The sequence below is a fragment of the Candidatus Sphingomonas colombiensis genome, assembly GCA_029202845.1.
Classification (GTDB): domain Bacteria; phylum Pseudomonadota; class Alphaproteobacteria; order Sphingomonadales; family Sphingomonadaceae; genus Sphingomonas; species Sphingomonas colombiensis.
The window spans coordinates 160,888-185,697 of sequence record CP119315.1; the positions used below are offsets into that span (position 1 = coordinate 160,888).

At 63.5% G+C, this 24,810-nt stretch carries 17 protein-coding genes and 1 pseudogene; 6 read left to right on the forward strand and 12 right to left on the reverse strand.

The annotated features are described in order from the left end of the window. Window positions 1-32: 32 nt before the first annotated feature. From rhaT to P0Y64_00790, 3 genes are read right to left on the reverse strand one after another with little or no spacing between them, the layout of a single operon-like run. Window positions 33-1,091 (reverse strand): L-rhamnose/proton symporter RhaT, encoded by a 1,059-nt coding sequence (rhaT, locus tag P0Y64_00780; protein ID WEK43415.1) that lies wholly within the window; start codon window positions 1,089-1,091, stop codon window positions 33-35. Beyond that, a complete protein-coding gene (gene lldD, locus P0Y64_00785) occupies window positions 1,073-2,242 on the reverse strand; it encodes an FMN-dependent L-lactate dehydrogenase LldD (GenBank protein ID WEK43416.1) in 1,170 nt (389 codons plus the stop codon). Before lldD ends, rhaT begins: the two co-directional genes overlap by 19 nt. Beyond that, window positions 2,239-3,672: a carbohydrate kinase gene (locus tag P0Y64_00790; protein WEK43417.1), complete on the reverse strand. Its 1,434-nt coding sequence runs from the start codon at window positions 3,670-3,672 to the stop codon at window positions 2,239-2,241. The genes lldD and P0Y64_00790 overlap by 4 nt, the downstream gene beginning before the upstream one ends. Window positions 3,673-3,805: 133 nt before the next feature. Between P0Y64_00790 and P0Y64_00795 the strand changes: the two genes are divergently transcribed. The 3 genes from P0Y64_00795 (at window position 3,806) to P0Y64_00805 (ending at window position 8,069) form a co-directional block, all read left to right on the forward strand. Beyond that, the gene (locus P0Y64_00795; GenBank protein WEK43418.1) at window positions 3,806-5,902 is read left to right on the forward strand and encodes a bifunctional rhamnulose-1-phosphate aldolase/short-chain dehydrogenase; all 2,097 of its coding nucleotides are present in this window, start codon (window positions 3,806-3,808) and stop codon (window positions 5,900-5,902) included. 69 nt (window positions 5,903-5,971) lie between these two features. Then, window positions 5,972-7,216 carry an L-rhamnose catabolism isomerase gene (rhaI, locus tag P0Y64_00800; protein WEK44925.1) on the forward strand — a complete coding sequence of 415 codons (1,245 nt, stop codon included), beginning with the start codon at window positions 5,972-5,974 and terminating at the stop codon, window positions 7,214-7,216. Between the two features lie 67 nt (window positions 7,217-7,283). Further along, window positions 7,284-8,069: a DeoR/GlpR family DNA-binding transcription regulator gene (locus P0Y64_00805; protein WEK43419.1), complete on the forward strand. Its 786-nt coding sequence runs from the start codon at window positions 7,284-7,286 to the stop codon at window positions 8,067-8,069. Window positions 8,070-8,097: 28 nt separating this feature from the next. Here the strand turns inward: P0Y64_00805 and P0Y64_00810 are convergent. The 7 genes and pseudogenes from P0Y64_00810 to P0Y64_00840 form a co-directional block, all read right to left on the reverse strand. Further along, window positions 8,098-8,613: pseudogene (locus tag P0Y64_00810) on the reverse strand (IS3 family transposase). 203 nt (window positions 8,614-8,816) lie between these two features. Further along, complete coding sequence (locus P0Y64_00815) at window positions 8,817-9,329, reverse strand: GNAT family N-acetyltransferase (protein WEK43420.1); 513 nt, start codon at window positions 9,327-9,329, stop codon at window positions 8,817-8,819. 75 nt (window positions 9,330-9,404) lie between these two features. Further along, the gene (locus P0Y64_00820) at window positions 9,405-15,404 is read right to left on the reverse strand and encodes an autotransporter domain-containing protein (protein WEK43421.1); all 6,000 of its coding nucleotides are present in this window, start codon (window positions 15,402-15,404) and stop codon (window positions 9,405-9,407) included. Between the two features lie 192 nt (window positions 15,405-15,596). Next, window positions 15,597-18,491, reverse strand: coding sequence for a TonB-dependent receptor (locus P0Y64_00825; protein ID WEK43422.1), 2,895 nt, complete (start codon window positions 18,489-18,491; stop codon window positions 15,597-15,599). A 127-nt stretch (window positions 18,492-18,618) separates the two neighbouring features. Beyond that, complete coding sequence (locus P0Y64_00830; protein ID WEK43423.1) at window positions 18,619-19,482, reverse strand: hypothetical protein; 864 nt, start codon at window positions 19,480-19,482, stop codon at window positions 18,619-18,621. Between the two features lie 84 nt (window positions 19,483-19,566). After that, window positions 19,567-20,328 carry a response regulator transcription factor gene (locus tag P0Y64_00835; protein ID WEK43424.1) on the reverse strand — a complete coding sequence of 254 codons (762 nt, stop codon included), beginning with the start codon at window positions 20,326-20,328 and terminating at the stop codon, window positions 19,567-19,569. Next, window positions 20,328-21,272 carry a histidine kinase gene (locus tag P0Y64_00840; protein ID WEK43425.1) on the reverse strand — a complete coding sequence of 315 codons (945 nt, stop codon included), beginning with the start codon at window positions 21,270-21,272 and terminating at the stop codon, window positions 20,328-20,330. The genes P0Y64_00835 and P0Y64_00840 overlap by 1 nt, the downstream gene beginning before the upstream one ends. A 287-nt stretch (window positions 21,273-21,559) precedes the next feature. Here P0Y64_00840 and P0Y64_00845 point away from each other — a divergent pair, with 287 nt between their 5' ends. Then, complete coding sequence (locus P0Y64_00845) at window positions 21,560-22,000, forward strand: DoxX family protein (protein ID WEK43426.1); 441 nt, start codon at window positions 21,560-21,562, stop codon at window positions 21,998-22,000. Window positions 22,001-22,156: 156 nt separating this feature from the next. On the opposite strand, the gene P0Y64_00850 is transcribed toward P0Y64_00845, so the two are convergent. Together P0Y64_00850 and P0Y64_00855 are read right to left on the reverse strand one after the other, a co-directional pair. Next, window positions 22,157-22,579: a hypothetical protein gene (locus P0Y64_00850; GenBank protein WEK43427.1), complete on the reverse strand. Its 423-nt coding sequence runs from the start codon at window positions 22,577-22,579 to the stop codon at window positions 22,157-22,159. A 96-nt stretch (window positions 22,580-22,675) separates the two neighbouring features. After that, window positions 22,676-23,281 carry a PEPxxWA-CTERM sorting domain-containing protein gene (locus P0Y64_00855; GenBank protein WEK43428.1) on the reverse strand — a complete coding sequence of 202 codons (606 nt, stop codon included), beginning with the start codon at window positions 23,279-23,281 and terminating at the stop codon, window positions 22,676-22,678. 235 nt (window positions 23,282-23,516) lie between these two features. Between P0Y64_00855 and P0Y64_00860 the strand changes: the two genes are divergently transcribed. Together P0Y64_00860 and P0Y64_00865 are read left to right on the forward strand one after the other, a co-directional pair. After that, on the forward strand, window positions 23,517-24,101 hold the full coding sequence (locus P0Y64_00860; GenBank protein ID WEK44926.1) for a sigma-70 family RNA polymerase sigma factor: 585 nt from the start codon (window positions 23,517-23,519) through the stop codon (window positions 24,099-24,101). Continuing rightward, window positions 24,091-24,756, forward strand: coding sequence for an anti-sigma factor (locus P0Y64_00865; GenBank protein WEK43429.1), 666 nt, complete (start codon window positions 24,091-24,093; stop codon window positions 24,754-24,756). Before P0Y64_00860 ends, P0Y64_00865 begins: the two co-directional genes overlap by 11 nt. Window positions 24,757-24,810 lie beyond the last annotated feature (54 nt).

The window sequence follows — 24,810 nt, forward strand, 5'->3', positions numbered from 1 at the left end:
ATGCTCCCTGGCTCACGCCGGGGAGCATGCGTTCATGCGGCGAGATGGTTGCCGATACCGATCACCACTGTGGAGAGCAGCAGCGCACCGATGCCGAACCACACGAACCGCCGCGTACCACCACTTACCCCGGTCCATTCCTTCAGCGCAAAACCCCAGAGCGTCGAGAACAGGATGATGCTCGCCATGTGCAGCGTCCAGGAGGAGAAACCATATTTCCCCATCTGGCTCTCACCCATGGTGTAAAAGAAGAACTGGAAATACCACAATGTCCCGCCTAGCGCGGCGAGGAGATAATTGCGCAGCAACGGCGGCTTCTCACCCGGATCGGCAACTCCCACGAGTTGAGCAGCCGAACGGTTGCGCAGGATCAGCCAGCCACACCAGATAAAATTGGTGGTGAAGCCCCCTAGCAGCACAACGCACAGCACCGGCAACCCCTGCCACAGCGGATCGGTTCCGGCCGCGAGCGTAGCGGTGCGGATCGGCTGACCCGCATCAAGACCCCAGGCGAAACAGCCCGACATGATCCCGGAAAAGACCGCGATGGCGAGGCCCCTCGGCAGATTGAACTCGCTGACACTCTGCCGCGCCGCATCACCCGATAGCTCGCGTTCTTTGCGGCGTCCGGCGGCGGCGACGACGACGATGCCCGCCAACGTAACGGCGATGCCGAAGAAGGTCGTCTGCCCGCTTGTCGTCGCGGCAAGTTGCCCTAGCGTACCGTGGAAGATCGGCGGCCCCATTGTGCCAATCACAGTGGTCAGTCCCAGCGCCACCGCCATCCCCAGCGACAGGCCGAGATAGCGCATGGTCAGCCCGAAGGTGAGACCTCCGAAACCCCACATCGCACCCCAGAACCAACACCAGAACCACGTCGCCCGCGGCGTTCGTTCGAGTACGCCAAGCAGATCGTGCGTCTGGATCGAAGCGAACAACCATGGCGCGATCAGCCACGAGAAGACACCGCCGACCAGCCAGAATATCTCCCACGACCAGGCACGAATGCGGCGATAGGGAACATAGAAGCTGGCCGAGGAAAGCCCGCCCAGCCAATGAAACATTACCCCGATCAGCGGATTTCCGCCCATTCCTTTCCCCTCTCAACCAATATATTCTCATCGATCTGGCCGATCCGCGTGACGCCAGTCAGCCCCATCGCAACACGCATCTCCGCCGCGAGCAGCGCGAGGACATGCTCGACTCCCGCCTGCCCTGCTCCACCAAGCGCCCATGCCCAGGCGCGTCCGAGCAGCACACCCTTCGCCCCCAGCGCGAGCATACGCACCACGTCCAGCCCGGAGCGGACACCGCCGTCCGCGAGCACCGTCATCCTGTCACCGACAGCGGCGGCGATTGCAGGCAAAGCGCGCGCGCTGGACGGCACCCCGTCGAGCTGCCGCCCCCCGTGGTTGGAAACAATCACGCCGTCCACGCCGCGCGCCGCCGCCTCACGCGCATCCTCGGCGTCGAGGATGCCTTTGAGTACGATCGGCCCTTTCCAATGCTGCCGCACGAAATCAAGATCGTCCCAGTTGACGGCGGGATCGAAATTGTCACGCATCCAGGCGAAGAAGTCGTCTAGTCCGGTCTTGCCCGCCAGCACCGGTGCGACATTGCCGAGATGATGGGGCCGCCCCCACAGGCCGACGTCCCAGGCCCAGCGTGGATGCGTGAGTACCTGGCCGAGCCGCCGCAGCGATCCTCCAAAACCCGGCGCACCGGCCAGACCCGAGCGATAGTCACGATAGCGCGTACCCGGCACGGGCATATCGACGGTGAAGATCAGCACCGGGCAATTCGCTGCGCACGCCTGCTGCATCAGGTCCATCATGAAGCCACGGTCGCGGATCATATAAAGCTGGAACCACAAGGGTTCGCGCACCGCCGCCACGACTTCGGAAAGCGGGCAGGCTGATACCGTCGACAATGTGAATGGCACCCCTGCCGTCACCGCTGCTTGCGCCGCCTGCACTTCACCACGTCGCGCGTTCAGACCGGCGAGGCCGACCGGCCCGAGCACTACCGGCATCGCCAATCTCTGCCCGAACAACGTTGTCGACAGGTCGATCGCCGAAATGTCGCGTAACACGCGCTGGCGCAGCGCCACCGCCTCCAGATCGGCGACGTTCCGCCCGAGCGTCATCTCGGCATAGGAACCGCCGTCAATGTAATCGAACAGGAAACGCGGCAGCCGCCGACGCGCCAGTTCGCGATAGTCCGATATCGATGCCGCCTTCATGCCGCCTCGCTGTCGCCTGTTGCCTGAGCTCGCCAGCGTGCCGCGTAGCCGACGAGATCGCAATCGAGCGGCTGGACTTCGCTGAGCGCCGAAGGCGGTGACAGCCAGGGGGCGATCAGCCGCAGGGCGCCGTAAGAGACGTCGTTGCGCTGGTTCGAAACGAAAAAGCGTAGGTCCGGCCGCAGGGTGGCGAGCGTGCGAACAAAGGCCAGGGCCTCACCGAACCGCCCCTCGACCAGCACGCGTTCACGTGCACCGATCAGTTCAAGCGCCGCGTCCGCCACCAGCGCGGCATACAAGCACACTGCGGCACGCAGCTCGATTGCGTCGCGCGGCCGATTGACCCAACGGTTCGCGCCAATGGGGAACGGCCCCACCCCCGGCGTGAGCGTCGGCAGCACCATCGCGCCCGTAGAAACGACGCCGGGCAGCGCGGCAATGATCGCCGGTTGATCCGGATTGATGTCGATCCGCCGCGCGTCGATGCCGGTCAACAGTTCGATCTCGCGCCCACCCATGAAACGCGCCGAGGGGATCGGCGTGCCGTGGACATCGACGTTAACCACGCAATCGCGCGCCTCGGAAAGGGCCGCCAGATCGACGTGCACACCGATGCCCGGCGTGCGCATCGCGACAAACCAAGTGCCGGTCGAGAGTACCGTCGCCTCGTGACCCGCGATCTCCGCAAAACCACGCGCAGCAAGCAACGCGGCGTTCGAGTCATGCAGCCCGCAATGCACCGCGACATCGGGCGGCAAACCCGTGCGCCTTACCCAATCCGTGGTAATCGTGCCGATCGCCTCCCCGGCGCGGCGTAGCGGCGCGAACCGCGCAGCCCACCCCCGGCGCCGCGCCAGCCTAGATGGCTCCGCGGTCGCAGGACACCACAGATCGCTATGGCAGCCGAAGCTGGTCACTTCCGATGCTGCAACGCCGGAGAAACACCACGCCCAATATTGCGGCCAGGGCAGGATCGTCGCGTCGCCACTCAATAGCGCGGGATCGAGCAGATCGAGGAAATGGAGCTGCAACCCCAAATTGAGCCCGTCGGGCAATGCGGGCGAGCCGGTGTGCGCGAACGGATCGCGCTGCTTATGATAAGCGGCGACATATTCCGCCGGGATCAACTGCTCGTAATCGAGCGCCGCCGCCGCCAGCGCCCCATCGCGCAAGATCGCGGCCGCAGCGCCGTGCCCCACCGGGATGATTCGCGCCACCCGGCCGAGCCCGGCGAACTCACGCAGCACCTCCTCCGCCCATGCCTCGATCCCCATAGCGTCGAGCACACGGACGCTCTGACCGCCCAGCATCGCTACGTGGCGATCATTGAGCCGGGTCCGTCGAGCCAGCATTGTGCCCGATGGACTCCAAAGGCTGAGCTTCGACAAAGTCTTACCCAGATCGAGCACGACGCTCAGCCCCTCACTCAATGCCGCCTCCCCAATTGTTGTGATTGATATTTATCGAAGTTGATTGTATATGACCAGCCACTTTGATAGAAAGGCTCGCGCCGGACCGGGCGCTGGGGGAGATTGATTCCGGATGCTTGAACACGAGACAAGGGTGCGCCCGGCAGCTTCCGCCATTCCGTTCACCGTGCCGCGCAACCGCTGGTCAGATGCGGAGGCCGCCGGCAAATCGTCGGAAGACCTGTTACTCTACCGGTCGAACCTGCTCGGCTCTGACCTGACCGTCACCAATTTCGGCGGCGGCAACACCTCGGCAAAGATCGCGATGACAGACCCGCTCTCGGGCGCGCCGGTGACGGTGCTTTGGGTAAAGGGTTCGGGCGGCGATCTCGGCTCGATGAAACTCGACGGCTTCGCGACACTCTATCTCGACAAGCTGCTGGGCCTCGAAACGCGCTATCGCGGTGTGGAATTCGAGGACGAGATGGTCGCGTATCTGCCGCATTGCACGTTCAACCTGAACGCGCGCGCGGCCTCGATCGACACCCCATTGCACGGCTATCTGCCATACGCCCACGTCGACCATGTCCACCCCGACGCGATCATCGCGCTGGCCGCATCGAGCGCGGGCAAGGCGGCGACCGACGAGATCTGGGGCGGCACGATTGGCTGGCTACCGTGGAAGCGGCCGGGATTCGAACTGGGGCTTCAACTCCGCGCGCTCGCCGCCGCAACACCGAACCTGCGCGGCGTAATGCTTGAAGGGCACGGCATCATTTGCTGGGGCGAGACGCCCAAGGCCTGCTATGACAACACCATTGCGCTGATCACCGATGCGGCCCGCTACCTCAACGAGCGCCTCGCGCGCTGCCCGGCATTCAACGGCGAAGTTACCGCTCCTCTGCCCGCCCGTGAGCGGGGGGCGGCCGCCGCGAGGCTCATGCCTACACTACGTGGCCTGATGCCCGGCGAACGTGGCAAGATCGGCCATTTCTCCGACGACCCAGAAACGCTGGAATTCGTCGGCAGTCGCGATTTCACCCGATTAGCGGCAATTGGCACATCTTGCCCCGATCACTTCCTGCGGACCAAAATTGTGCCGCTCGTTCTCGATCCGGCTCGGCTCGACGACGCGCCCTATCTGGCGCAAGCGCTGGAGGCCTATCGCAAAGGCTATGCTGCCTACTATCAGCGCTGCGCCGAGCCGGGCGCCCCCGCGATGCGGGACCCGAACCCCGTGGTGGTGCTGATCCCAGGCGTTGGCCGCATCACGTTCGCTTCGGATAAGACTACCGCGCGTCTGGCAGGCGAGTTCTACGGCAATGCTATCAACGTAATGCGCGGTGCCGAGGCGATTGGCGATTATGTCGGTCTGCCCGAGAAAGAAGCCTATAACATCGAATATTGGGCTTTGGAGGAAGCGAAACTCCGCCGCATGCCCAAACCGAAGCCGTTGGTCGGTCGCGTCGCGCTAGTGAGTGGCGGCGGCGGCGGCATCGGTACGGCGACGGTACGCCGGCTGCTTCAGGACGGCGCCTGCGTGATGCTGATCGACCGCGACGTTGACGCCGCCGAACGCGTCCGCGACGAGATGGCACAAGCCTTCGGCAAGGACATGGTACGCGCAGAGACCTGCGACGTCACCGACGAGCGTCAGGTCGCCGTTGCTTTCGAAACCTGTACCCGCGAGTTCGGTGGCCTCGACATCCTCGTCGCCAATGCCGGCATCGCCTCCTCCGCCTCCATCGAGGAAACGAGCGTGGAGCTATGGCGCCGCAATTACGACGTGCTGACAGAAGGCTATTTCCTTAGCGCCCGCGCCGCCTTTCCGCTGATGCGCGCAGTAAATGGCGGTTCAATCGTATTCATCGGCTCGAAGAACGCGCTCGCTGCTGCGGTCAATGCGTCTGCTTATGCTTCGGCCAAGGCGGCATCGCTGCATCTAGCGCGCTGCCTCGCGCTGGAAGGGGCCCCACACGGCATCCGCGTCAACACGGTCAATCCGGATGCGGTGATCAAGGGTTCGCGGATTTGGGATGGAGACTGGCGCAAGGAGCGCGCCGGCGCGCATGGCATCGATCCCGGTCTGGCGCTGGAGGAGCATTACCGCAACCGATCGATGCTGAGGCGCGACGTGTTGCCCGAGGACGTGGCCGAGGCGGTGTACTTTTTCGCTTCCGAAGCCTCTTCCAAATCAACGGGCAACATCGTCAACGTGGACGCCGGGAACGCGCAGGCGTTCACGCGATAAGAACGAAAAGAGGGTGCAATGGCGAAGCAACTGCCGCTTTCGGTCGATCAGATCGAGAGCCATAACGAAATGCGAGCCGATGCGTTACGCGACGAATATGACAGTCTCGGCCGCGCACTCGCGCGTCGCGGGATCGATATCGATGCGGTGAAATCACGCGTCGCGGGGTTCTCGGTCGCAATACCGAGCTGGGGCGCGGGCCGAGGCGGCACGCGCTTCGCCAAATTTCCCATCCCCGGCGAGCCGACCACCATATATGAAAAACTCGCCGATTGCGCTGTAATCCACCAGCTCTCTACCGTCACACCTCGCGTCAGCCCCCACTTTCCTTGGGACACGGTGGGCGATTACGCCTCGCTGCGCGAGGAAGCCGCGGCGCTGGGTCTCGGATTCGACGCAATCAACTCGAACACTTTTCAGGACCAGCCGGGCCAGAAGCTCAGCTATCGCGACGGCAGCCTCTCCGCCAACGACGCTTGCGTGCGCACCCAAGCGATCAAGCACAATATCGAATGCATCGAAATCGGCCGGCAACTCGGCTCGACCGCGCTCACCGTCTGGGTGGGCGACGGCACAAACTTTCCCGGACAACAGGACTTCTCCAAATCACTCGATCGCTATCTTGAGGCCGCGGCTCAGGTCTACGCAGCACTGCCCGACGACTGGAACATGCTCCTCGAACACAAAATGTTCGAGCCGGCCTTCTACTCCACCGTAATCGCCGATTGGGGTTCATCGATTCTCGCGGCTCAGGAACTGGGGCCCAAGGCCCGATGCCTTGTCGATCTTGGGCATCACGCGCCCAATGTGAACATCGAACAGATCGTCGCCCGACTCCATCACTTCGGCAAGCTCGGCGGCTTCCATTTCAACGACAGCAAATATGGTGACGACGATCTCGACAGCGGCTCGATCAATCCGCACCAGCTCTTCCTCGTCTTCAACGAGCTTATCGAGGCAGAGTTGAATCCGCGCGAGGGGTTTGACCCCGCTTATATGATCGATCAGTCGCATAACGTGACCGATCCGATCGAGAGCATGATCGCCTCGGCTGAGGCGATTGTCGGCGCCTTTGCCAAGGCTAGCATCGTCGATCGTGAGGCGCTGTCCGCTGCGCAGGATAGCAATGATACCATGCTGGCCTTCCTCACGCTACGGAGGGGCTACCGCGCCGACGTTTCGCCGATCCTTGCCATGGCTCGCCTGGAAGCCGGCGGCGCGATTGATCCGATCCCGGCTTATCGCGCTAGCGGCTGGCGCGCGCGCAAAGCACGGGAACGCAGAGCAGTGGGGCTCGGCGCTGGCATCGTTTGAGCGGAAAAGATTGATTTCGGAGAATTTGCCCGCCAAAATGGCTTGGAAATAGTGAGGCCGCAATGGAATGCATGTCGAAGAACGCGATAGCCTGATCCTCAATCTGATCGGGAAGACCGGCTTCGTGTCGTTCAAGAGCCTTGAGGCGGCGATCCAAGCTTCGCCGGCAACGCTGCGTCGCGACCTCGACCGGCTTGAGGTTAACGGCGTGATCCAGCGCGTGCGCGGTGGCGCACGGCTCGTCGACGACGAGGCTACAGGTGGAAGCACGGATGTCCAGTCACTGGCCGGCGTGCCCTTCCATGAGAATATCGATCGCAACCGCAAACAGAAGGAAGCGATCGGTCGTGCCGCCGCCGGGCTGTGCAAGCCGGGAGAATCGATCATCATCGATGGCGGTTCGACCACCTTGCAAATGTGCCGCCATCTCGCCGGCCTCAATCTTCAGGTGCTTACCAATTCGCTGCATGTAGTGAGCGCATTGCTGCCCGAACCGGGCACGCGCATTGCCGTCCCCGGCGGTTCAGTATTCCGCGAACAGAATATCATCCTGGGAATCGGCGGCGAAGAGTGCATGCCACGGGTCCATGCTCCGCGCTTGTTCATGGGGGCGGCCTTCGTTGGCGCGCAGGGTGCGATGCAAGCCGACGTCGTGCTGGCGGCAGCTGAGCGCCAGATGATCGACCGTGCCGAGTGGGTCGCGTTGCTGGTCGACAGCTCGAAATTCACCGCCCCTTCGGGCTCCGTTGTATGCGGATTGGATGAACTGGACGTAGTTATCACTGACCCCGGTATCAGTGATATTCATAGCAGAATGATCGAACAGTCAGGTGTAAAGCTTATCATCGCCTGAAGCCGTGCCTTAAATAGCCCCTCGCGTTCTAGACGCCTTCCGCTTTCAAGACCTGCTGTCGTTCGAGCTCGAGAGGCGACAGCATTCCGTTTCTGACGTGCTTGCGCATCGGGCTGTAGAACATCTCGACGTAATCGAACACGCCTTGCCGGGCCCCTTCGCGTGTTTTGTAGGTGCGGCGGCGGATACGCTCGCGCTTGACCGACGAGAAGAAGCTCTCCGCAACGGCATTGTCATGGCAGTTGCCACGCCGCCTCATCGAGTGCTCAAGATTGTGTGCTCATATGAATGCCGCCCAGTCCATGCTGGTGAACTGCGATCCCTGATCCGAATGGATCAATACCCGTCGTTTCGGTTTGCGTCGCCATACCGCCATCTGCAGCGCCTGCAGCACCACATCGGTGGTCTGCCGGTTCTGCATCGACCAGCCCACCATGCGGCGGGAGTACAGGTCGATTGCGACAGCCAGATGGGCAAAGCCTTCCAAGGTGCGGATGTAGGTGGTGTCTGTCACCCAGATCCGGTTGGGCGCAGTCACGTCGAACTATTGAAGACGTCCAGAAATCTAGGAGCTATTCAAGCGATTGTGAACTGATTTTCCTGCCTCGCGACGACGAGGTTGAGATGTCCGTTCCTGATCTGACGTCGGTGGCGATAGATCGTCGGACGCGCGGATCGAAAGAATCCGGGTCGCAACTGCGAAATTTTGTTCGGAGATTCAGGCGCCATGCATCCCGCCGGCCGCCACTATTTCGGCTCCCAGCCTTCCATCGCCAGCCTCAAATAAACACTGTCGCACTTTTCTGCTCCGACCAGCCAGGTACCTCGCGCTCGTCCGACTTCCTGGAAGCCCAGACGAGCGAGGAGTCTGAGAGAGGCGGCATTGCGCGGATCCACATCAGCGTCGATGGAGGAGAGGCGATGGTGGCCGAACGCGCGAGCGATGACCGCCCGAACGGCTTCGCCTGCAAATCCGTGGCCCCATACGTCGGGATTGAAGATAAAACCGATCTCGGGAAACCGATATAGGCCCGCCTTTCCGATCAGCCTCCCTTCATATTCGACAACGAAATCCTCGCCCTCGCCCGCATTGATTCCGATCATCGCGGCGAGCCACTCCCGCGTTTCCTGCAGATCCGAATGAGCCGGCGTCGACCAGAAGATCATTGCTCGTGGATCGCTCAGTATGGAGTGGAAAGCGGCAAGGTCAGCTTCCACAGCCGGTCGCAAACGAAGGCGGTGAGTTCTCAGCTCAACCATCTGGCTATCCTTGCAACATTGATGCGGCTGCCGCCGGCCACCCGAGTGAAAAACCCGCGTGGCCGGCGTTCAGTATCAGAACCTGATCGACAATCCCCCCATGAAATTGTTGCGCCGCGTTCCCGAGAATTCGCCATTATAGCTCGCCTGAACGCGCACACCGTCGGCGATACCAAGGCCGATCCCGAGCCCATAACGACCCGTGGTGCGATCCCGTTCGACGCCATCCACCGTGAACCCGCTAGCCGCGCCGGCAAAGCGCGCCGAAACCCGCGTTGCGCCATTGTTCAGTGCGTGCCGCACGCCGGCCTGTGCAAAGGGCTGCACGGCCATCCCGCCGAGGCTGAAATCGCCCGAGAGCGCCAGGCTCGCGTCGCCAAACCAACTCACCTTGCTGCCACCTGAAACCGACAGGCCGAAATCGCCGACGCCCTGCTCAGATGCGATCGCGTCGCGTCCAGCATGGACGAGGGTGACACCGAGCTTCGGCGTGATTGCCAAGACGCCGAGCCGCGCCCGGTAATCCGCCGACAGGTCGACCACCCAGCTCGAGAGGCCGTATCGCGACTTGGCCGTACCAGCCGATACGGCCAGCAGACGTTTCGTCTCCACGGTGCCCGTGTCATACGCCAGCAAGCCATGCAGCCCGAAACTGTCGAGCCGGAGATCGGCGTAAGCCCCGGCGAGCAAACTATTCCCTTCAGTCTTTGCGCCAAGCTCCCGAAGCGATTGGTTGCTGTCCAGACCGCCGATGAACAGACCCATGCGGGAACCGTTCTCAAGCCCGTAACCGATGCCACCAAAGAAACCATGGCTGCCGATATGCGCCCCGGCTGCGCCGCTTTCCGCCTGGCCGTGCAATGTAGCATTGGCATTCACGAACTGACCGAAGCTGTAAAACCCCTTGCCGCCCATGCCGGTGGCCGCAAAAGCCCGCGCTCCATCCGCAACGATCAGCCCCTTTTCGATGCCGAGCTGGAGCGCCGAGCCAAAAGCTTCCGGCGTGAGTTGCGCAAAGGCAGTCTTATTCGCATTGCCCTCCGCATCGACCAGCACCGGCAGAGCGGCGGTGAACGCCTGCACGCCATAGCCATCTCGGAGCACCTCATTGGCATAAGCGATGCTCGCACGGACGTTGCGAGGATAAGTGGGGGGGGTGAGGAACTCGCTCTGGATCTGTAGCCGATTACCGCTCTGGACGACGAAGCCGAAGATGTCGTTCGACTTGTTGATCGTGGTGAAACGCCCGGTGATGCCGCCGTCCGCCACGACGAGATCGAGCGTATTGCCCGGGGTTCCGTGCAGCACGCCGGTGATATCCACCGCCGCGCCGTCAGCGATCGTCATCTTGCCCGAAATGTGCAGCAGATCACTGACCGTCGGCGAAACCTCCAGCAACAGGTTGGAGCCGGCCACGAAATTGACGTTGCCGTTGACCGTCATCGTTCCCGGCGACGCGCCCGGCGACAGCGTACCCGCGACGTTGATATCCCCGTTGACGATCCCGGCCGAACCAAAGGTCGCGCCATGCGCCACCTGGATCGCGTTGGCGGACGTGATTGTCGTACCCGCCTGGCCGATCAGCCGGCCGCCGGTGATCGCCACGCTGTTCCAGTTCGTGTCGCCGGTCAGCGACACGACGCCGCCCGCTACCCCCAGCTCCTCGAATCCGGTAAATCCGGTGCCGTCATACACCGTCGGCTCGGCGTAGGTTCCCTGGGTGTCGAAGACCAGCCGGTCGGTCCCCTCCCCCCCATCACGCGTACCGGTGACGTTGCCGAGACCGCCGATCACCAGCGTGTCGTTGCCCGCGCCGAGATCGATATTGCCATCGACCGTCCCGAACACGGCCAGCGTATCCGCCCCGTCGCCGCCGGTAACATTCGCGGCGAGCGTATAGCCCTGCATCACACTGACCTTGCCACCGTTCAGCCGCGCGCCGCCCTCGAACGCCGCATCGCGATCGATCCGCAATTCGCCGGCGCCGAAGGATTCGAGCGCCTCGAACCCGGTCTGATCGAGCGCGCTCAGCAGACGGGTCGTCCCCGCGCCCTGCACCAGCGCCAGCGTGTCGTTGCCCGCGCCGCCATCGATCCGGCCCGAGACGGTCGCCCCGCTGCCCAATGTGAAGCGATTGTCCGCACCATCGAAGACGATACCCGCCGCCGAGGCGAGCGTGCTGTTCGCGCCCAGCTCGAAATTGCCGCCGTTTATCGCGACGGATTCGAAGCTGTAGCTGCCATTGGTCAGCGCGAGCGTGCCCGCGCCCTCCGACACGAGATCCTCGAACGAGGTGATCTGCGAAGCGACGACCGTGCGGCTGTCGCTGCTGCCGGACTGGACACGCAGCAGATCGCGCCCTTCGCCACCATTCACCGCGCCTTCGAATTTCACGCCGGCGGCGATCACCAGCTCATTGTCGACGTCGCCAAGGAAATTCACCTGCTGGCCGGCACCCAGATCTCCGGCCAGCGTCAGCTTCGCGTCACCGGAGATGTTCGCGATTTCGAAACCGTACATCCCCTTGATCGTCGAATCGCCGGTGAGGCTCAGGTTCAGCGTATCCGTGCCCGCGCCGCCATCCAGCGCGCCTTCGAGCAGCCCCGCCAACGTCATGTTGAGCGTATCATCCCCGCCGCCCAGCGAGACACCGCCGGTCAACACGCCATCGATCGTAACGACCTGCGCGCTGTCATCACCGATGACGTTGCCGACCGAGCCGTTCGATCCTGACAGGACGAGATTCGCGCTCTCCAGCAATTCGAGATTGTTGTAATTCTGGCCCTTGTCGAGATTCACCTTCAGCGTACCGGGGCCATAAGCCCCGAACGAGTTGAAGTTCAGCACCGATCCCGGAATCTCACCCTCGCTGCCGGTCAGGCGGAAGACGAAGGTGTTGTTGCCCGCACCGCCATCGATATCGCCGGTGACGATTCCTCCGGCCAGCGCGACATAGCGATCGTCGCCATCGCCCAGATTCAGGTTCCCCTCGATCCGCCCTGAATTGACGACGACATCGTTACCCGCACCCATGTCGACATTGTTGCCGATGGTCCCGCTGTTATTCAGCGTATCGTCGCCGCCGCCCATCGCGAGACCGCCGGCAATCGTGCCGGCATTGTTGATCGTTTCCCGTCCGTCGCCACCGATGAAGGTGTCGACCGCCGCGCCACCGGCAGAGCTTACCGTATCGCCGGCATCGATGTTCAACGCGATGTCGCCGATCCTCAGCGATTCGGCGTCGAAATTGCCGAAAATCGAAACCTTGCCCGTGCCCGCAGTATCGGGAACCCCCATCAGCGCCTCGAAACCCACGAACCGGCTCGCGTCGATCCGCTTGGCCATATCGCCGGTCCGATCGACCGCGATAACGTCGAAACCGTCCCCTCCGTCGGCCGTGCCGGTCAGGCTGCTCCCGCCACCGAAGACATAGGTGTCGTCGCCATCGCCAAGGCGCAGATCACCCTCCAGCCGGCCATAGTTGCGGAACTGGTCATCGAAGCTACCAAGATCGACATTGCCCTGGATCAGCCCGCGATTGGTGACGGTATCGATCGTGCCGAAAGTGTGGATCGCCCCCGCCAGCCGGCGATAGGGCTCGGGCACGCCCTGATGCTCGCCAAACAACGTTTCGGCCTGACCGCGTATCGTTCCGTCATTGTCCAGCACGAAAGCCGCGCCCGACCCACTATCGTCCACCGCCACAACCGCGACGGACCCGGAACCCATCGCCTCGATCGTTCCGCTGTTGACGAGTTCCCCGCGCGCGTTCGCGCCGCCCAGCGACATGCCGACCGCGGTGTTGATCGTCGCAAAATTGTTGTCGGCGTTGATCCACGCCCCACCATTGGCGCTGATCGTGCCGCTGTTGACGAGCGAAGCGGTTGTCGTCTGCTGATCGGGATGGAACTGGGACATGATCCGGACTGCGCTCGCGCCCATTCCCTCGGCGCGGATCGTCTTGCTGTTGACGACATGGTTGCGCGCGCTTTCCAGTGATACGGCGGTTACGCCGCGGCCGGTGGCTTCCACCAGGCCATCGTTGCGAAACCGCAGCATATTGTCCTGCTCGCTGATGTCGCGAAGCCGCACGCCATAATGCTCGTCGGCGTCGAAGGATTCGCGCGAGCCGGCGTTGCGGATCGTCCCGGTGTTAAGGACGTCGGCCAGCGGCCCCCCATCATTCGTCGCGTCGAACTGCATCCCCAGCGCATCCGAATCGTCGGATTCGGTTTCGATCGTGCCGGCATTGCGGAATTCGACCGTCGCGATCGGCTGAGCCAACTCCCCGATGTTGAAGAAAACGCCATTGCCCTCCGTCGCGCGGATCAGCCCTTCGTTGACGAAGCCGGCGATGCCGGTGCGGCCATATACGCCCTTCCTGCTCACCACATCGCCACGATTGGTGACGCGTATCCCGCGTGCCACGTTGGCGATATCGCGGATGTAGAAACCAAAATCGCTCGAATTGATGTTCGCCGTGTTCACGACCGATCCGTTGCCGACCAGCATCAGCCCCGCATCGAGCGTGGCCGCCGCCGCGACCGTGACGGTGGTGTCGCCGCCCGCCGCTTCGATTCCGTGCATCTCGAAGCCGCTATTGCCGTTGCCGAGAATATCGTTGGACAGCGTGTGGGTCGCGCTGGCGCTGAACGAGCGACCATAGCCGTCCAGCCCCGAGCCGCCCTCGATCGTTCCATTCACGCCATTGGTGGCGCCGGTAAAAAGGAACATATCCTCGCGATCACCAAGATCAATGTCGCCGGTGATCGTTCCGGAATTGACTACCATGTCGGTGCCGCTTCCGCCCTGATAGGCGACCTGCCGCCCGTCCACCATGCCGCCGGTGATCGTGCCGGCGCGCGTTCCGCTGCCCTTGGAGAAGGTCCACACCTTGTTGCGCAGCACCGATGTACCGCGCAGGCTCTCCACGGCCGCGCCGGTGCTGGCGCGAATATCGCCGACATTCTCGATATAATTGTCGCCGCTTGCCGCCAGCACGCCCGTGCTGCCGCCGATGATATTGCCGATGCCGCCGCTGGCCGCGCCCGTGCCGGATTCGGCTTCCGTCAGGGTGTTATAAAGCTTGCCGCCATCGAGCCGGATCGCGACGCCTTGCGCGGTGGGGCTGCCATTTTGGCCACCGACACTCACCCTGGTCGAGTTGAACACGCGGCCGGAGCTTTTGATCAGCGTAACGTCCGGGAAGGCGGCGTTGAACGAGTTTACCCAGCCGTTGGCATCAAGAATGATGTCCGCCTTTCCACCAACGATCGCGGTCCCTTCCAGAATCTGCACGCGCGACTTGCTGGTCACGCGCAGGGACGCGGCGTTGCGGACGTCGATCAGTCCGGCAAGCGCGCTGTCACCGCCGACATCCGCATCGAGCACCAGCGCCAGTTTACCATCGCCGCCGCTGCCCTGCTCCTGTGAGGTCGAGCCGGGCAGTACGCGGATCGCCTGCTGCGTCGCATCCGGCTGATTGGCGGCGTTGAGCGAGAAGGTCAGCAGGACCGTGCCGTCCCCGGCGAACTGCATCGGGCCATGTCGCAGATCCATCGACGCGTTGTTCGGCAATTTGGCGGGATCTGCGGGGATCGGCGAGCGCGAGCGGTTCTCCAGTGTCAAAACGGTATCGTTGCCGGATGCTTCATAGACGGTGCCACCGTCGAATGGCGTGCCGGTGGCCGCGTCCGCGCGGACGAATTGCTGCGCGGTGCTCCCTTTCACCTCGGTGAAGACGACATTGCGCGTCTGGCTGCCGGTGGCGCGCAACCACACGCTGTCGCGGCCCCCCTCGTCGGTGACGGGGCCGGTAGTAAGCCCGGTGAGATCGAGCACGCCACTGTCGGCGTCCACCCGCGAAATATCGACCACGACGCGATCGTCGCCCGCACCAAGCGTTACCGCGACCGGCGGCCGACCCTCTTCGAGCACCACGGTCTGCCCGGTGCTCTGCGCGTGCGCGGCGAAGCTGATCGCCAGCGGCGCGAGCGCCGTGCCGAGCAGCAGCGCGCTGCGGCGACCGCCAATGGAATTGCGCCGGGCAACGCCCGGATGGTTTGCATAAGTCATGGATTACCCCTGCTTTTGGTGCGCGTGCGCGCGTCGAGCCGGGGCGCTAGGGTGGAATGGCCGTGTGCCGCCGTCGCTTTGCGACCAGCCCGGACCAGTCGGCGACGAAGGCGGATGCGCGCCGACGCCGTCGATCCAAAAAAAAGCGGCCCGCGAACGGACCGCCCAGTCGTTCTAGCAAAGGGGATGAAGCTAGAAGCGGAAACGTGCACCAGCGCGGAACGAGCGGCCGACGACGCCCGCCTGACTCCACGTCGGGTTATAGGCGCTGCCGGCATAGTTCGGCAGGTTGAACGGGGCCGACACGCCGAACAGGTTGTTCACATTGGCGTAGAAGGTGAAATTGTCCGACACCTTGTAGCTGCCGACCAGATCGACCACGAGGAAGTGCTTCGTCCGGCAGAAATTGGGATCCCCGCCAAGATCCGCCGTATTCGCGCAATCGTTGCCGGAGCCCGCCCCGGTGGTATCCTCCGCGGTGTTTCGATAGCCGCTGGTATAATAAGCCGTTGTCGAAACGGTGGCGGGGCCGAACGCGAGCGTGTTCTGCCAATTGCCCCGCCACGCTGGCGTGCCTGCGCCGGACGACAACTGGAACGGCCCCTGCGTCCCGACATAATGTTGCGTACCTTCCGGTGCGACCAGATCGAAAGCGAAGATCTTCGTGACCTCTATCTGGCTGGTGAACCGGACATCGGGAGCCAGCGGCAGATCGAGCGTCGCGCTGAAATCCAGCCCGGAAGTGCGCTGCTCGGCGGCATTCACGTAAGGCGCATTGACCAGCAACACCGTGCGCGCCGCATTGGGATAAAGCGGGTCCGGATCATTCAACGTGACCGAATAGCCCGCCGGCAAAGGCTTTCCAGCATAGTAATTGTCCAGCGCCGCGCCGTAATCGGGGCCGCCGGCGATGAAATCCTTCTTGCTGATATTGTAATAGTCGACCGTCGCGCTGAACCACGGCGTCGGCTGGAACACCGCCCCCAGGGTAAAGCTGCGCGAGCGCTCCGGCTTCAGGCCCGGCGTGCCATTCGAATTGACCCCCAGCCCATTTCCGGATTGCACATAAGGACTGCCGCCGGTGCAGCCACCGCTCTCGGTCGCCGTGCCACCATGCGCGAGCACGATGTCGCAGGGTGGCGCGCCAACGGTAATATAACCGACGACATTGCCGTTAAGCTCGGTGAATTGCGGCGCGCGGAAGCCTTGCGAATAAGTGCCGCGCAACGCGAGCTGCCGGATCGGCGTGACCTTCAACCCGATCTTTGGGGAGAAGCGGCTGTAACCATCGGAATAATGATCGTAGCGCCCGGCGACGTTCAGATCGACCGCGTCGAGCAGCGGCGCGTCTATCTCGACCGAAGCCGCGGCGACGGTGCGATGGCCGCGGGCGTTGACCGGATTGATGCTGACCACCGCCCCGCCCGGATTGGCATTCGGCGCGTTTAGCCGTTCGTGCCGGATGGACGCGGTGCCGCCGACCTGAAGTGGGCCGCCCGGCAGATCCGCGATCGCATAGGTCGCGGTAAGCTGAGCCATATAGAGGTCCGAAGTGGAACGCGTCCGCACATCGGGCGCGATCTGCCTGCGCACGGAATCACCATTTAGCGACGGATTGACGAAATTATACGAGCCATCGGCCACCGCCCGGCCCAGACCGGCAAGATTGATATAGCCGCGCCGGATTGAATCGAGATCAGTATGCATCCCCGTCGCCTCGAACGCGAAACGGCCCCGATCGCCGAGCTGGCCGCTTATACCCATCGCACCGCGATACGTGTTGCTCTGCGCGGTATTGGATACCGGGATGTCCCCGAAGGCGTAGAAAATCTGCGCGGCCGCCCCTTCCGCGGCGAAAGGATTATTGGGATTGAGCTGCCCGTTGCTCAGGAGCGCGGGCAGGATCAGGCCGTTGGTGTTAGCGGGCAACGTGTTGCGAGTGGTAAGCGGCGCGGCCTTCGCGGTCACATCGCTGCGGTAATAGGTGCCCATCGCATAACCCTCGACACCATCCCCCAGCCGAGCGGTGACGCGGCCGGTGATGCCATAGCGCTCCTGCTCCGGTTGCAGCTCGCGATAGTCGCGCGCAAAATCCTGCTCGCAGAACGAGTCGCCAGAGGCGTTGGAATGCGCGATTGTGCCCGGTGCGCAGCCGGCGGGGTTCAGCACCTGAAAATGGCCGCCGGAAATGACCTGCCCGCTATAGACGTCGCCGGGGATGAGCTGGTTCGCACGGCGCACCACGGCGCTGATCGTCGAACCAGGCGCCGTTGCCCCTGGATTACGATTGCGGCAGGGCGCGGGCGCGCCGCTCGCGGTACAGGTCAGGCTGCTGAAATTGCGCGTATTATAGGGAAAGCCGCGATCGCGCGCGCGCAACGGATCGGAATGAAAATATTCGCCGCCGATATAGGCGCTGTAACCGTCCTCGCTCAGATTTCCGATACCGGCCATCAGGGTCAACCGCTGGTTGCCCACGTCTCCCTTTTCGGTGACCCCAGCCTCGACCGATCCGGCGATCCCTTTGAATTCCTTGCGTGTAATGACATTAACGACGCCGCCGATCGCATCCGCGCCATAAGTGGCGGACGCTCCGTCACGTAGAACCTCGATCCGATCCACAGCGAATTGCGGGATGGTGTTCAGATCAACGAACTGTTTCTGCCCGTCGTCCGCCAGCGGGTAATATGCGCCGCGCAGGCCATCAAACAGCACCAGCGTTGAATTGACGCCCAATCCACGCAGTGAGATGCCGCTGGCCCCGGCCGCAAAGCCATTGGAAAATGCGATCGGCACCGATCCGCTATTGTCTGCGGACACGCTGCGGATCGCATCCGCAACGGAGGTGAAACCGCGTTGCTGGAGCGTCTCCGCCGACATGATGGTGAGCGGCGAGGCCGTTTCCTTGTCAGCGCGCGCGAAGAGGCTGCCGGTAACGACGATATCCTCTGCGGCGGCCTCCTGCGGCACTTCGGCGGCCAGCGGAGACGCAGGTACGTCCTGCGCGTGCGCCGGAACGACCGTTCCAATCATCCCCGCGATGACCGTCGTCAGCAACAGCCTGTGCCGCAATGGGCTTTTTTTCATCGAATTTTCCTCCCTTTGAGGGGAGGTCGTGTCGATCATGCGGGAAAGGGCGGCGCGTCGAATGCGACCGGGATCGATTGCGCTGCGACCGCGGCGACGAAAGCCGCCGGGGGAGCGACGAAAGCGTTCAATCGATCCGGTCGACCAGCAATCGCCACCCGGCGCGATCACGCCGCCAGACGCGCACGTAATAAACCGCGCGCTCCTCCCCGACGCGTATCAGGCGCCCGTAACTGGCCGCAAGATCACCCGCCGCCGAAACCCGGATGCCCAACGTCTCCACCGATCGTACCGCCGCACTGTCGCCTCGCGCATCGGCTTTTCTCACCACACCCCGTTTCACGCGGAGCAAATGACCGTCCGGCGCGAGATAGTCGGCAATCACGCCCGTCCCTTCCGCGACAATAAGGGCGTTTAGCGCGACATCGGCTTCCGACGCGCCGGGCGCGGCGGCTCCCTTCGCGGCCACGCCGCGCCGCAATATCGTAACCGTCGCCGAGGCCAGCTCGCCGGGCCCAGCACCGATCGGCGGCATGCCATGATCGAGATACCAGCGCCACGCACCGTCAGAGCCACGCTCCCAGACGGTCAGAAAGCGGCCGTGCACCGCCTTATCGCCATGCGTGATCTGATACGGCCCGGTGGTGAAACCGAGATCGCCCGAGCGCGCGACCGCCGCAATTGCAGGTTGCCATTCCAGCCGCACGCCCGGGGTGTCCACATCGCTCGCCAGCGTCGCCGGCGCGGGTGCGGGATCCGGGCGGATCAGGATGCCATCGGGCGCGACATGCGCGCGAAATGCCGAGGCGATTCCGATCCGCGCCGCATCCGCCGCGAAGCGGCGTTCGGCGGCGATCATACCGGAAGCCGCTTCGTCCTGCGGTACATTGGCGGCCTCCGTCGCACCGAGCAGCAGGGCGATCGCCGCAATGCCGGCGATGATGTGGCGGATCGGCCCGCGCTTCGAACGAGAAGATGCGATCTTTGTCATGCCCGCCTGTCGAACCGATCCGACACAATGAGGTAAAAGTGCTTGCGACCGGCCCCGCCCCACACGCGACAAGCCCTCGCCGTCTCAAAGCCGAAGCGCGCGGACCACCTGCGGCTGATAATTGGGGCCGACCTGCAAATTGGCGCCGTCGTTCAGCACCAGCCGAAGCGCACCCTTTCCCGGGCGCTCGACACCGATCACGCTGTCGATCCGCACCATATGCGAACGGTGGATGCGCACCATGTGGCTCGGATCAATACGCCGTTCGATCTCGCTCATCCGGGCGCGGAGGATATAGCTCCGCAGCGGCGTGTTGAGCAGCACGTAATCACGCGCGGCCTCAATCCGGTCGATCGTCTCGATCGGTACCCGCACGGCGCCCTGCCTTCCGGGCACCCAAATGCCGTCGTCATAGCGGTTGTCCGAATTCGCCGCTTGCCGCTCCCCGACGGTGCCAAACGCGGCCTCCCCGTCGGCCTCCAGCAACGCGCGACGGCGACGTACGCGGTCGATCGCCATGCGCAAGCGATCGAAACTCACCGGCTTCAGCAGATAATCGACCGCTTCGACATCGAATGCCTCCATCGCGAAATCGTTGAAGGCGGTAACGAACACCAGTTCAGGCCGGCTCGGCGCATCGACCATCTGTCGCGCGAGATCCATGCCGGTCAGGCCGGGCATCTGGATATCGAGCAGCACCAGATCAGGATCGAGCGCGACAATCTCCCGCGCGGCGGTTTCGCCGTCACTCGCGCTACCCACCACCTCAACATCCGCGACGCCCGCCAGCGCCACCCGCATCCGTTCGATCGCCAGTGGCTCGTCATCGACCAGCAGGATACGCATCACGCCGCATCCGCCAATGTCGCGACCCGCAACGGCAACGTCAGGGTAACCGCGAAACCGCGATCGGTGACCGTCGCATCCAGATCACCCCTGTCGCCATAAAAAGCGGCCAGCCGACGCCGCACGTTGCGCAACCCCACGCCCGTACCGCCGGACGGCTGACTGCCGAACACCTGCCCCCCATCGTCCTCCACCAGCAGCCGCAGCATGTCTCCGGCGCGGCTTACCCGCACAGATAAGGTGACGGGGCGGCGCGAGGGCAGAACGGCATATTTGATCGAATTCTCAACGATCGGTTGCAGCAGGAAGCTTGGCACATAAGCATCGAGCAGATCGGCGGGGCATTCGAACATTACGCCCAGCCGCTCGCCGAACCGCACCGTTTCGATGTCCAGATAGGATTGGGTGGTCGCCAGTTCCTCGTCCAGCGTAACCTCCGCCTCCGGATCTGCCTCCAGCGTGAGGCGCAGGAAATCCGCAAGCTTCATCGTCATCCGATCGGCCTCGCGGTTGCGGTTGGTGACGATCAGCGATGAAATCGCGTTCAATGTATTGAACAGAAAATGCGGATTGAGCTGGAAGCGCAGCGCGGCCAGTTCGGCGCTCTGCGCGGCGCTGCGCGCCTCCGCCAGACGCCGCTCGCTATCACGCATCGCCCTTTCGCTGAGCATCAGGCCAAGCGCCACGGCGTAAAGGCCATAAATCAACACGAACGGCATCAGCCCGCGATTGAACAATTCGGCCAGCGGCATCGGCTTTATTCCCAGCGCGGGGCTGAGCAATTTCAACAGATATGCGTCGATCAGGCCGTGCAACAGTGCGATCGTCAACGTCACTATCGCGATAGCCGCGATCATCACCCGTTTCCGCATGCGCCGCGCAAACACGATGAACGCCGCGAGGCATGCCGAGAAAGCAATCCCGACCGTAAAGGTCGTAGCCATCAAAATCTTCAGCCCGTCTGGCAGCCTATTCCCGGATGCGAGATCCTGTGCCGACCAAAGAACGAGCGCCATGATCCACAACAGCACGGTCAGCGCCGCGCCGATCGCGAATTCACGTCGCCAGGATGAGAAAGATAAACCTCGTTTCACGCATCGGAATATATCACAGCGTTGCGGAGGGGCCGACCGTCTTCGTCGCGCCGATGTCCGGGTTTGTCGCACAGACTCCGCATTATCTTGGTCGCGCGATCGGCGACTTTGGTCGCACCCCCGTCGCATCGCTTCCCGTGGCCGTGCTGACCGCTCTCCCGTTGAACAAACGAGCGGGAGTGAAGATGATGATAGCAAAAGACAAAGTCATATTGGCGCTTCGGGGGCTGACGACACTTTTGCTCGGAGCCGATGCCGTGACACTCGGCTTCCAGCCGCAGAGCATGGCGCAGGAGTTTGCCGCGACCGGCTTTGCGATGTGGCAGGCACCCGTGATCGCGGCGATCCTCGCGCTGGCGCTCCTGCTCTATGCGATACCGCGCACCGCTCTGATCGGCGCGATTCTCCTCACCGGGTTTTTGGGCGGCGCGATCTGCGCTCATTTCCGTCTGGGTGAGATCGGCTCGCCGGCGCAGCTTATCTGCGCGATGCTCGGCGCGATCGTCTGGGGCGGCGTGGCGACGCGCCACAGCGTTCGTCCCTGGCTGGATAGTGCGGGGGACGATCACCAAGGCTGATCTCGTCACGGGATCGCCGGCCTGCGTTGCGCCCGCTCACCGTCGGGTGCAACTGCGGCTCCTGCTTTCGAGAGACGCTCTGCGGCGCGGGCATATCCGATGACTCTCTCGAATCAGCCCGATGGAGCTTGCTTCAGCAGCTCCATCGGGTCGGTATCAGCACTTTTTCTCGTCGAAGATGCGCATCAGCCGCTGCTTGCGCTGAATCCTCAACATCATATCCTCCGCCCCTCCGTCGGGCTGCGGCGGCGCCGTGGCCCCCGCGACCGAGCCCGCCGCTCCCATTGCGCTCGAGGCAACTGCCCCGGTGCTGCCGGCCATGCCCAACATCGGGCTCGCCGCACCAAGCATCTTGAGGAGCCCCATCCCCCCTTTCTTCTTTTTGGCGCCGCCAGCCTGTTGCCGGCTGTCGAGCGAATTGATTTCGGCCGCCAGCGCCTCGCAGCTCATGCTGCGATCGCCAGCCTTCACGGTTTCGAACGGCGCCGGTTGAGCCTCTTTGGCGGCACGAACCGGCGCGGGCGCCATCAGCGTCGCGGTCAACAGACCGGCGAGCACCATAATCTGGAATTCACGCATCGTTGCATCCTTCTCACTCCGGAGCAGCGCGGCGTCCGGACATCGAAATTTGTGGAATTGGGCGGGCTCGCTGCGGCGGAGCCGCCCGTTTTCGTCTCAGGCAAAGGCGAGAGCCCGGCGACGGCGCATCACGCCCGCCACCGCACCAAAGCCGACTACCATCATCGCCCAGGACACGGGCTCGGGAACGCCGGCCGCGCGGAAGGCAAGATTGTCGATGCGATATTCCTGGGTGCGATAGCGCGCCGCCTCCAGCCCCAGATTGGTGAGCGGAGCGGAACCGATGATGCCGTAAAAGCCCGAAAGCTTGGTGATGCTCGTATAGATGTCGCTGTTGTCGAACCGCAGCGTGAGCGCGAGCCCCTGCGACACGTCGGTCGGGACCAACGCAAAATCAAAGCCGAGCGCCTCCGCTCCTCCGAGGAAATCCATGAAAAGATAATTCGCGCTGTTCCGCAGCGTCTGGTGCAACGTGCCGTCGAGTTCGTAATCGGTGCCGGCCAATTGTAGCCCGCGCGCGAGACGGGAATCCGCGAAATCCTCTTCAATCAGATCACCCACGCCAAGCGCGGCGAGCCATTCAGCCCGATCATCATAGATGGTCGCGCTCGTGCCATTACCGTCCGAGAGGACTTTCGTGGCGGCGACTGCGGGTAACGGAGATAGCGCGGCGAGCGCCGCGATGATTTTGAGATAACGCATGATCGGCATTCCTTGAATCCGGGAAAAACAGGTGACCGCCCGCCGCAAATGCCGACGCCCAGCTGCGCTGAGAAACAGCGCCCGAACATCGCGCGCGACGTTGCCGCGACAAAAACCGACGGGCCCGCGACAAACACGGTGCGCGGTCCATGGTTCGCCAGCGTCACCTTGACGCTGCGCAGCGGTTTCCGGCGACGGCGCTTCGCCTGCGGGAACGATTGCCGCGTCATCGTGGCTGAAGTACCAATCGGGTGTGTCGACTTCCTCCGATCAGGCCGCCAGAGCGCGTTTGACCGAGGCCTTGTTGCGCACCGGGAATGAGGACCGTTCGGCGCTTCAGGAGGTATATCGGCTTACCTCGGCGAAGCTATTCGGGATCTGCCTGCGTATCTGCGGGGATCGCAGCAGTGCCGAGGACGTGTTGCATGAAGTGTATCTCACGATCTGGAAGCGGGCCGGCGCATTCGAGCCCGGCAGGGCAAGCCCGATCTCCTGGCTGGCGACGATCACGCGCAACCGGGCGATCGACTGGGTTCGCGCACGCGGCGCACGGCCGTCGCATCCGATCGAGGAGGCCGACAGCGTGCCCGATACCTCGCCCGACCAATTGACGCTCATCGAGCGAAACGAGGAATCGCAACGCCTGCATGACTGCCTTGACGCTTTGGACGAGCGCGCGCGCGACGCCATACGAACCGCCTTTTTCGATGGCGTCACCTATGCCGAACTCGCCGAGCGCAAGGGGCTCCCGTTGGGCACGATGAAAAGCATTGTGCGCCGGGGCCTCCTTCAACTCAGGGGATGCGTCGATGGCGATTGACGCGCCCGATACCGGCCCCGACATGACCGCCGCCGAACTCGCGCTGGGCCTGCTCGATGGCGAAGAGCGTGCCGCGGCGCTGCGCCGCGTGCTCGCCGATCCCGCGTTCGCGCGCGAGGTGGAGGATTGGCGCCACCGCCTTGCCGGATTGTTCGATGATTATGCGGAGGTGGAGGCGCCGGAATCGGTCGCCAAGCGACTGGCCGTTCCCGTTCGGCAAAGGCGCGGGGCATGGCCGATCATCACCATGCTCACCGCGCTTGCGGCGGCGGTGGCGCTGTTCTTCGTCGTCAAACCGGAGCCTTCGCCGGTCCTGCCGCACCAGGTGATGGTCGCCTCGCTGCTGCTGAACGACAAAACGGCGGCGCTTCCGGCCGTGGTCGATCTGACGGCAAGCGAAATACGGATCGGCGGTGCAGCGCTGGCGCCCGGCGGCAAGAGCGCGCAGCTCTGGATGATCGGCGGGGATGGCGTGCCCAGGCCGATGGGGCTGCTCGCCACGGCCGGCCCGACGCGGATTGCGCTGTCCGGCGATGCGCGCGCGGGGCTGGCGGCGGGTGTAACGCTCGCTGTCTCGATCGAGCCCGATGGCGGATCGCCAACCGGGAAGCCGACCGGGCCAGTGGTGGCCAGTGGCAAACTTTCCGTCGCCTGATGTGCATCCGGCGATGAGCGGCGCCCGTATCTCCTGACGCACGCGCCAACCGGC

Bases quoted from the DNA above. Each gene is read 5' to 3' on its own strand.
- rhaT (WEK43415.1), bottom strand. From the start codon at position 1,091: ATGGGCGGAAATCCGCTGATCGGGGTAATGTTTCATTGGCTGGGCGGG.
- lldD (WEK43416.1), bottom strand. From the start codon at position 2,242: ATGAAGGCGGCATCGATATCGGACTATCGCGAACTGGCGCGTCGGCGG.
- rhaI (WEK44925.1), top strand. From the start codon at position 5,972: ATGCGAGCCGATGCGTTACGCGACGAATATGACAGTCTCGGCCGCGCA.
- P0Y64_00805 (WEK43419.1), top strand. From the start codon at position 7,284: ATGCATGTCGAAGAACGCGATAGCCTGATCCTCAATCTGATCGGGAAG.
- P0Y64_00815 (WEK43420.1), bottom strand. From the start codon at position 9,329: ATGGTTGAGCTGAGAACTCACCGCCTTCGTTTGCGACCGGCTGTGGAA.
- P0Y64_00820 (WEK43421.1), bottom strand. From the start codon at position 15,404: ATGACTTATGCAAACCATCCGGGCGTTGCCCGGCGCAATTCCATTGGC.
- P0Y64_00825 (WEK43422.1), bottom strand. From the start codon at position 18,491: ATGAAAAAAAGCCCATTGCGGCACAGGCTGTTGCTGACGACGGTCATC.
- P0Y64_00830 (WEK43423.1), bottom strand. From the start codon at position 19,482: ATGACAAAGATCGCATCTTCTCGTTCGAAGCGCGGGCCGATCCGCCAC.
- P0Y64_00835 (WEK43424.1), bottom strand. From the start codon at position 20,328: ATGCGTATCCTGCTGGTCGATGACGAGCCACTGGCGATCGAACGGATG.
- P0Y64_00840 (WEK43425.1), bottom strand. From the start codon at position 21,272: ATGGCTACGACCTTTACGGTCGGGATTGCTTTCTCGGCATGCCTCGCG.
- P0Y64_00850 (WEK43427.1), bottom strand. From the start codon at position 22,579: ATGCGTGAATTCCAGATTATGGTGCTCGCCGGTCTGTTGACCGCGACG.
- P0Y64_00855 (WEK43428.1), bottom strand. From the start codon at position 23,281: ATGCGTTATCTCAAAATCATCGCGGCGCTCGCCGCGCTATCTCCGTTA.
- P0Y64_00865 (WEK43429.1), top strand. From the start codon at position 24,091: ATGGCGATTGACGCGCCCGATACCGGCCCCGACATGACCGCCGCCGAA.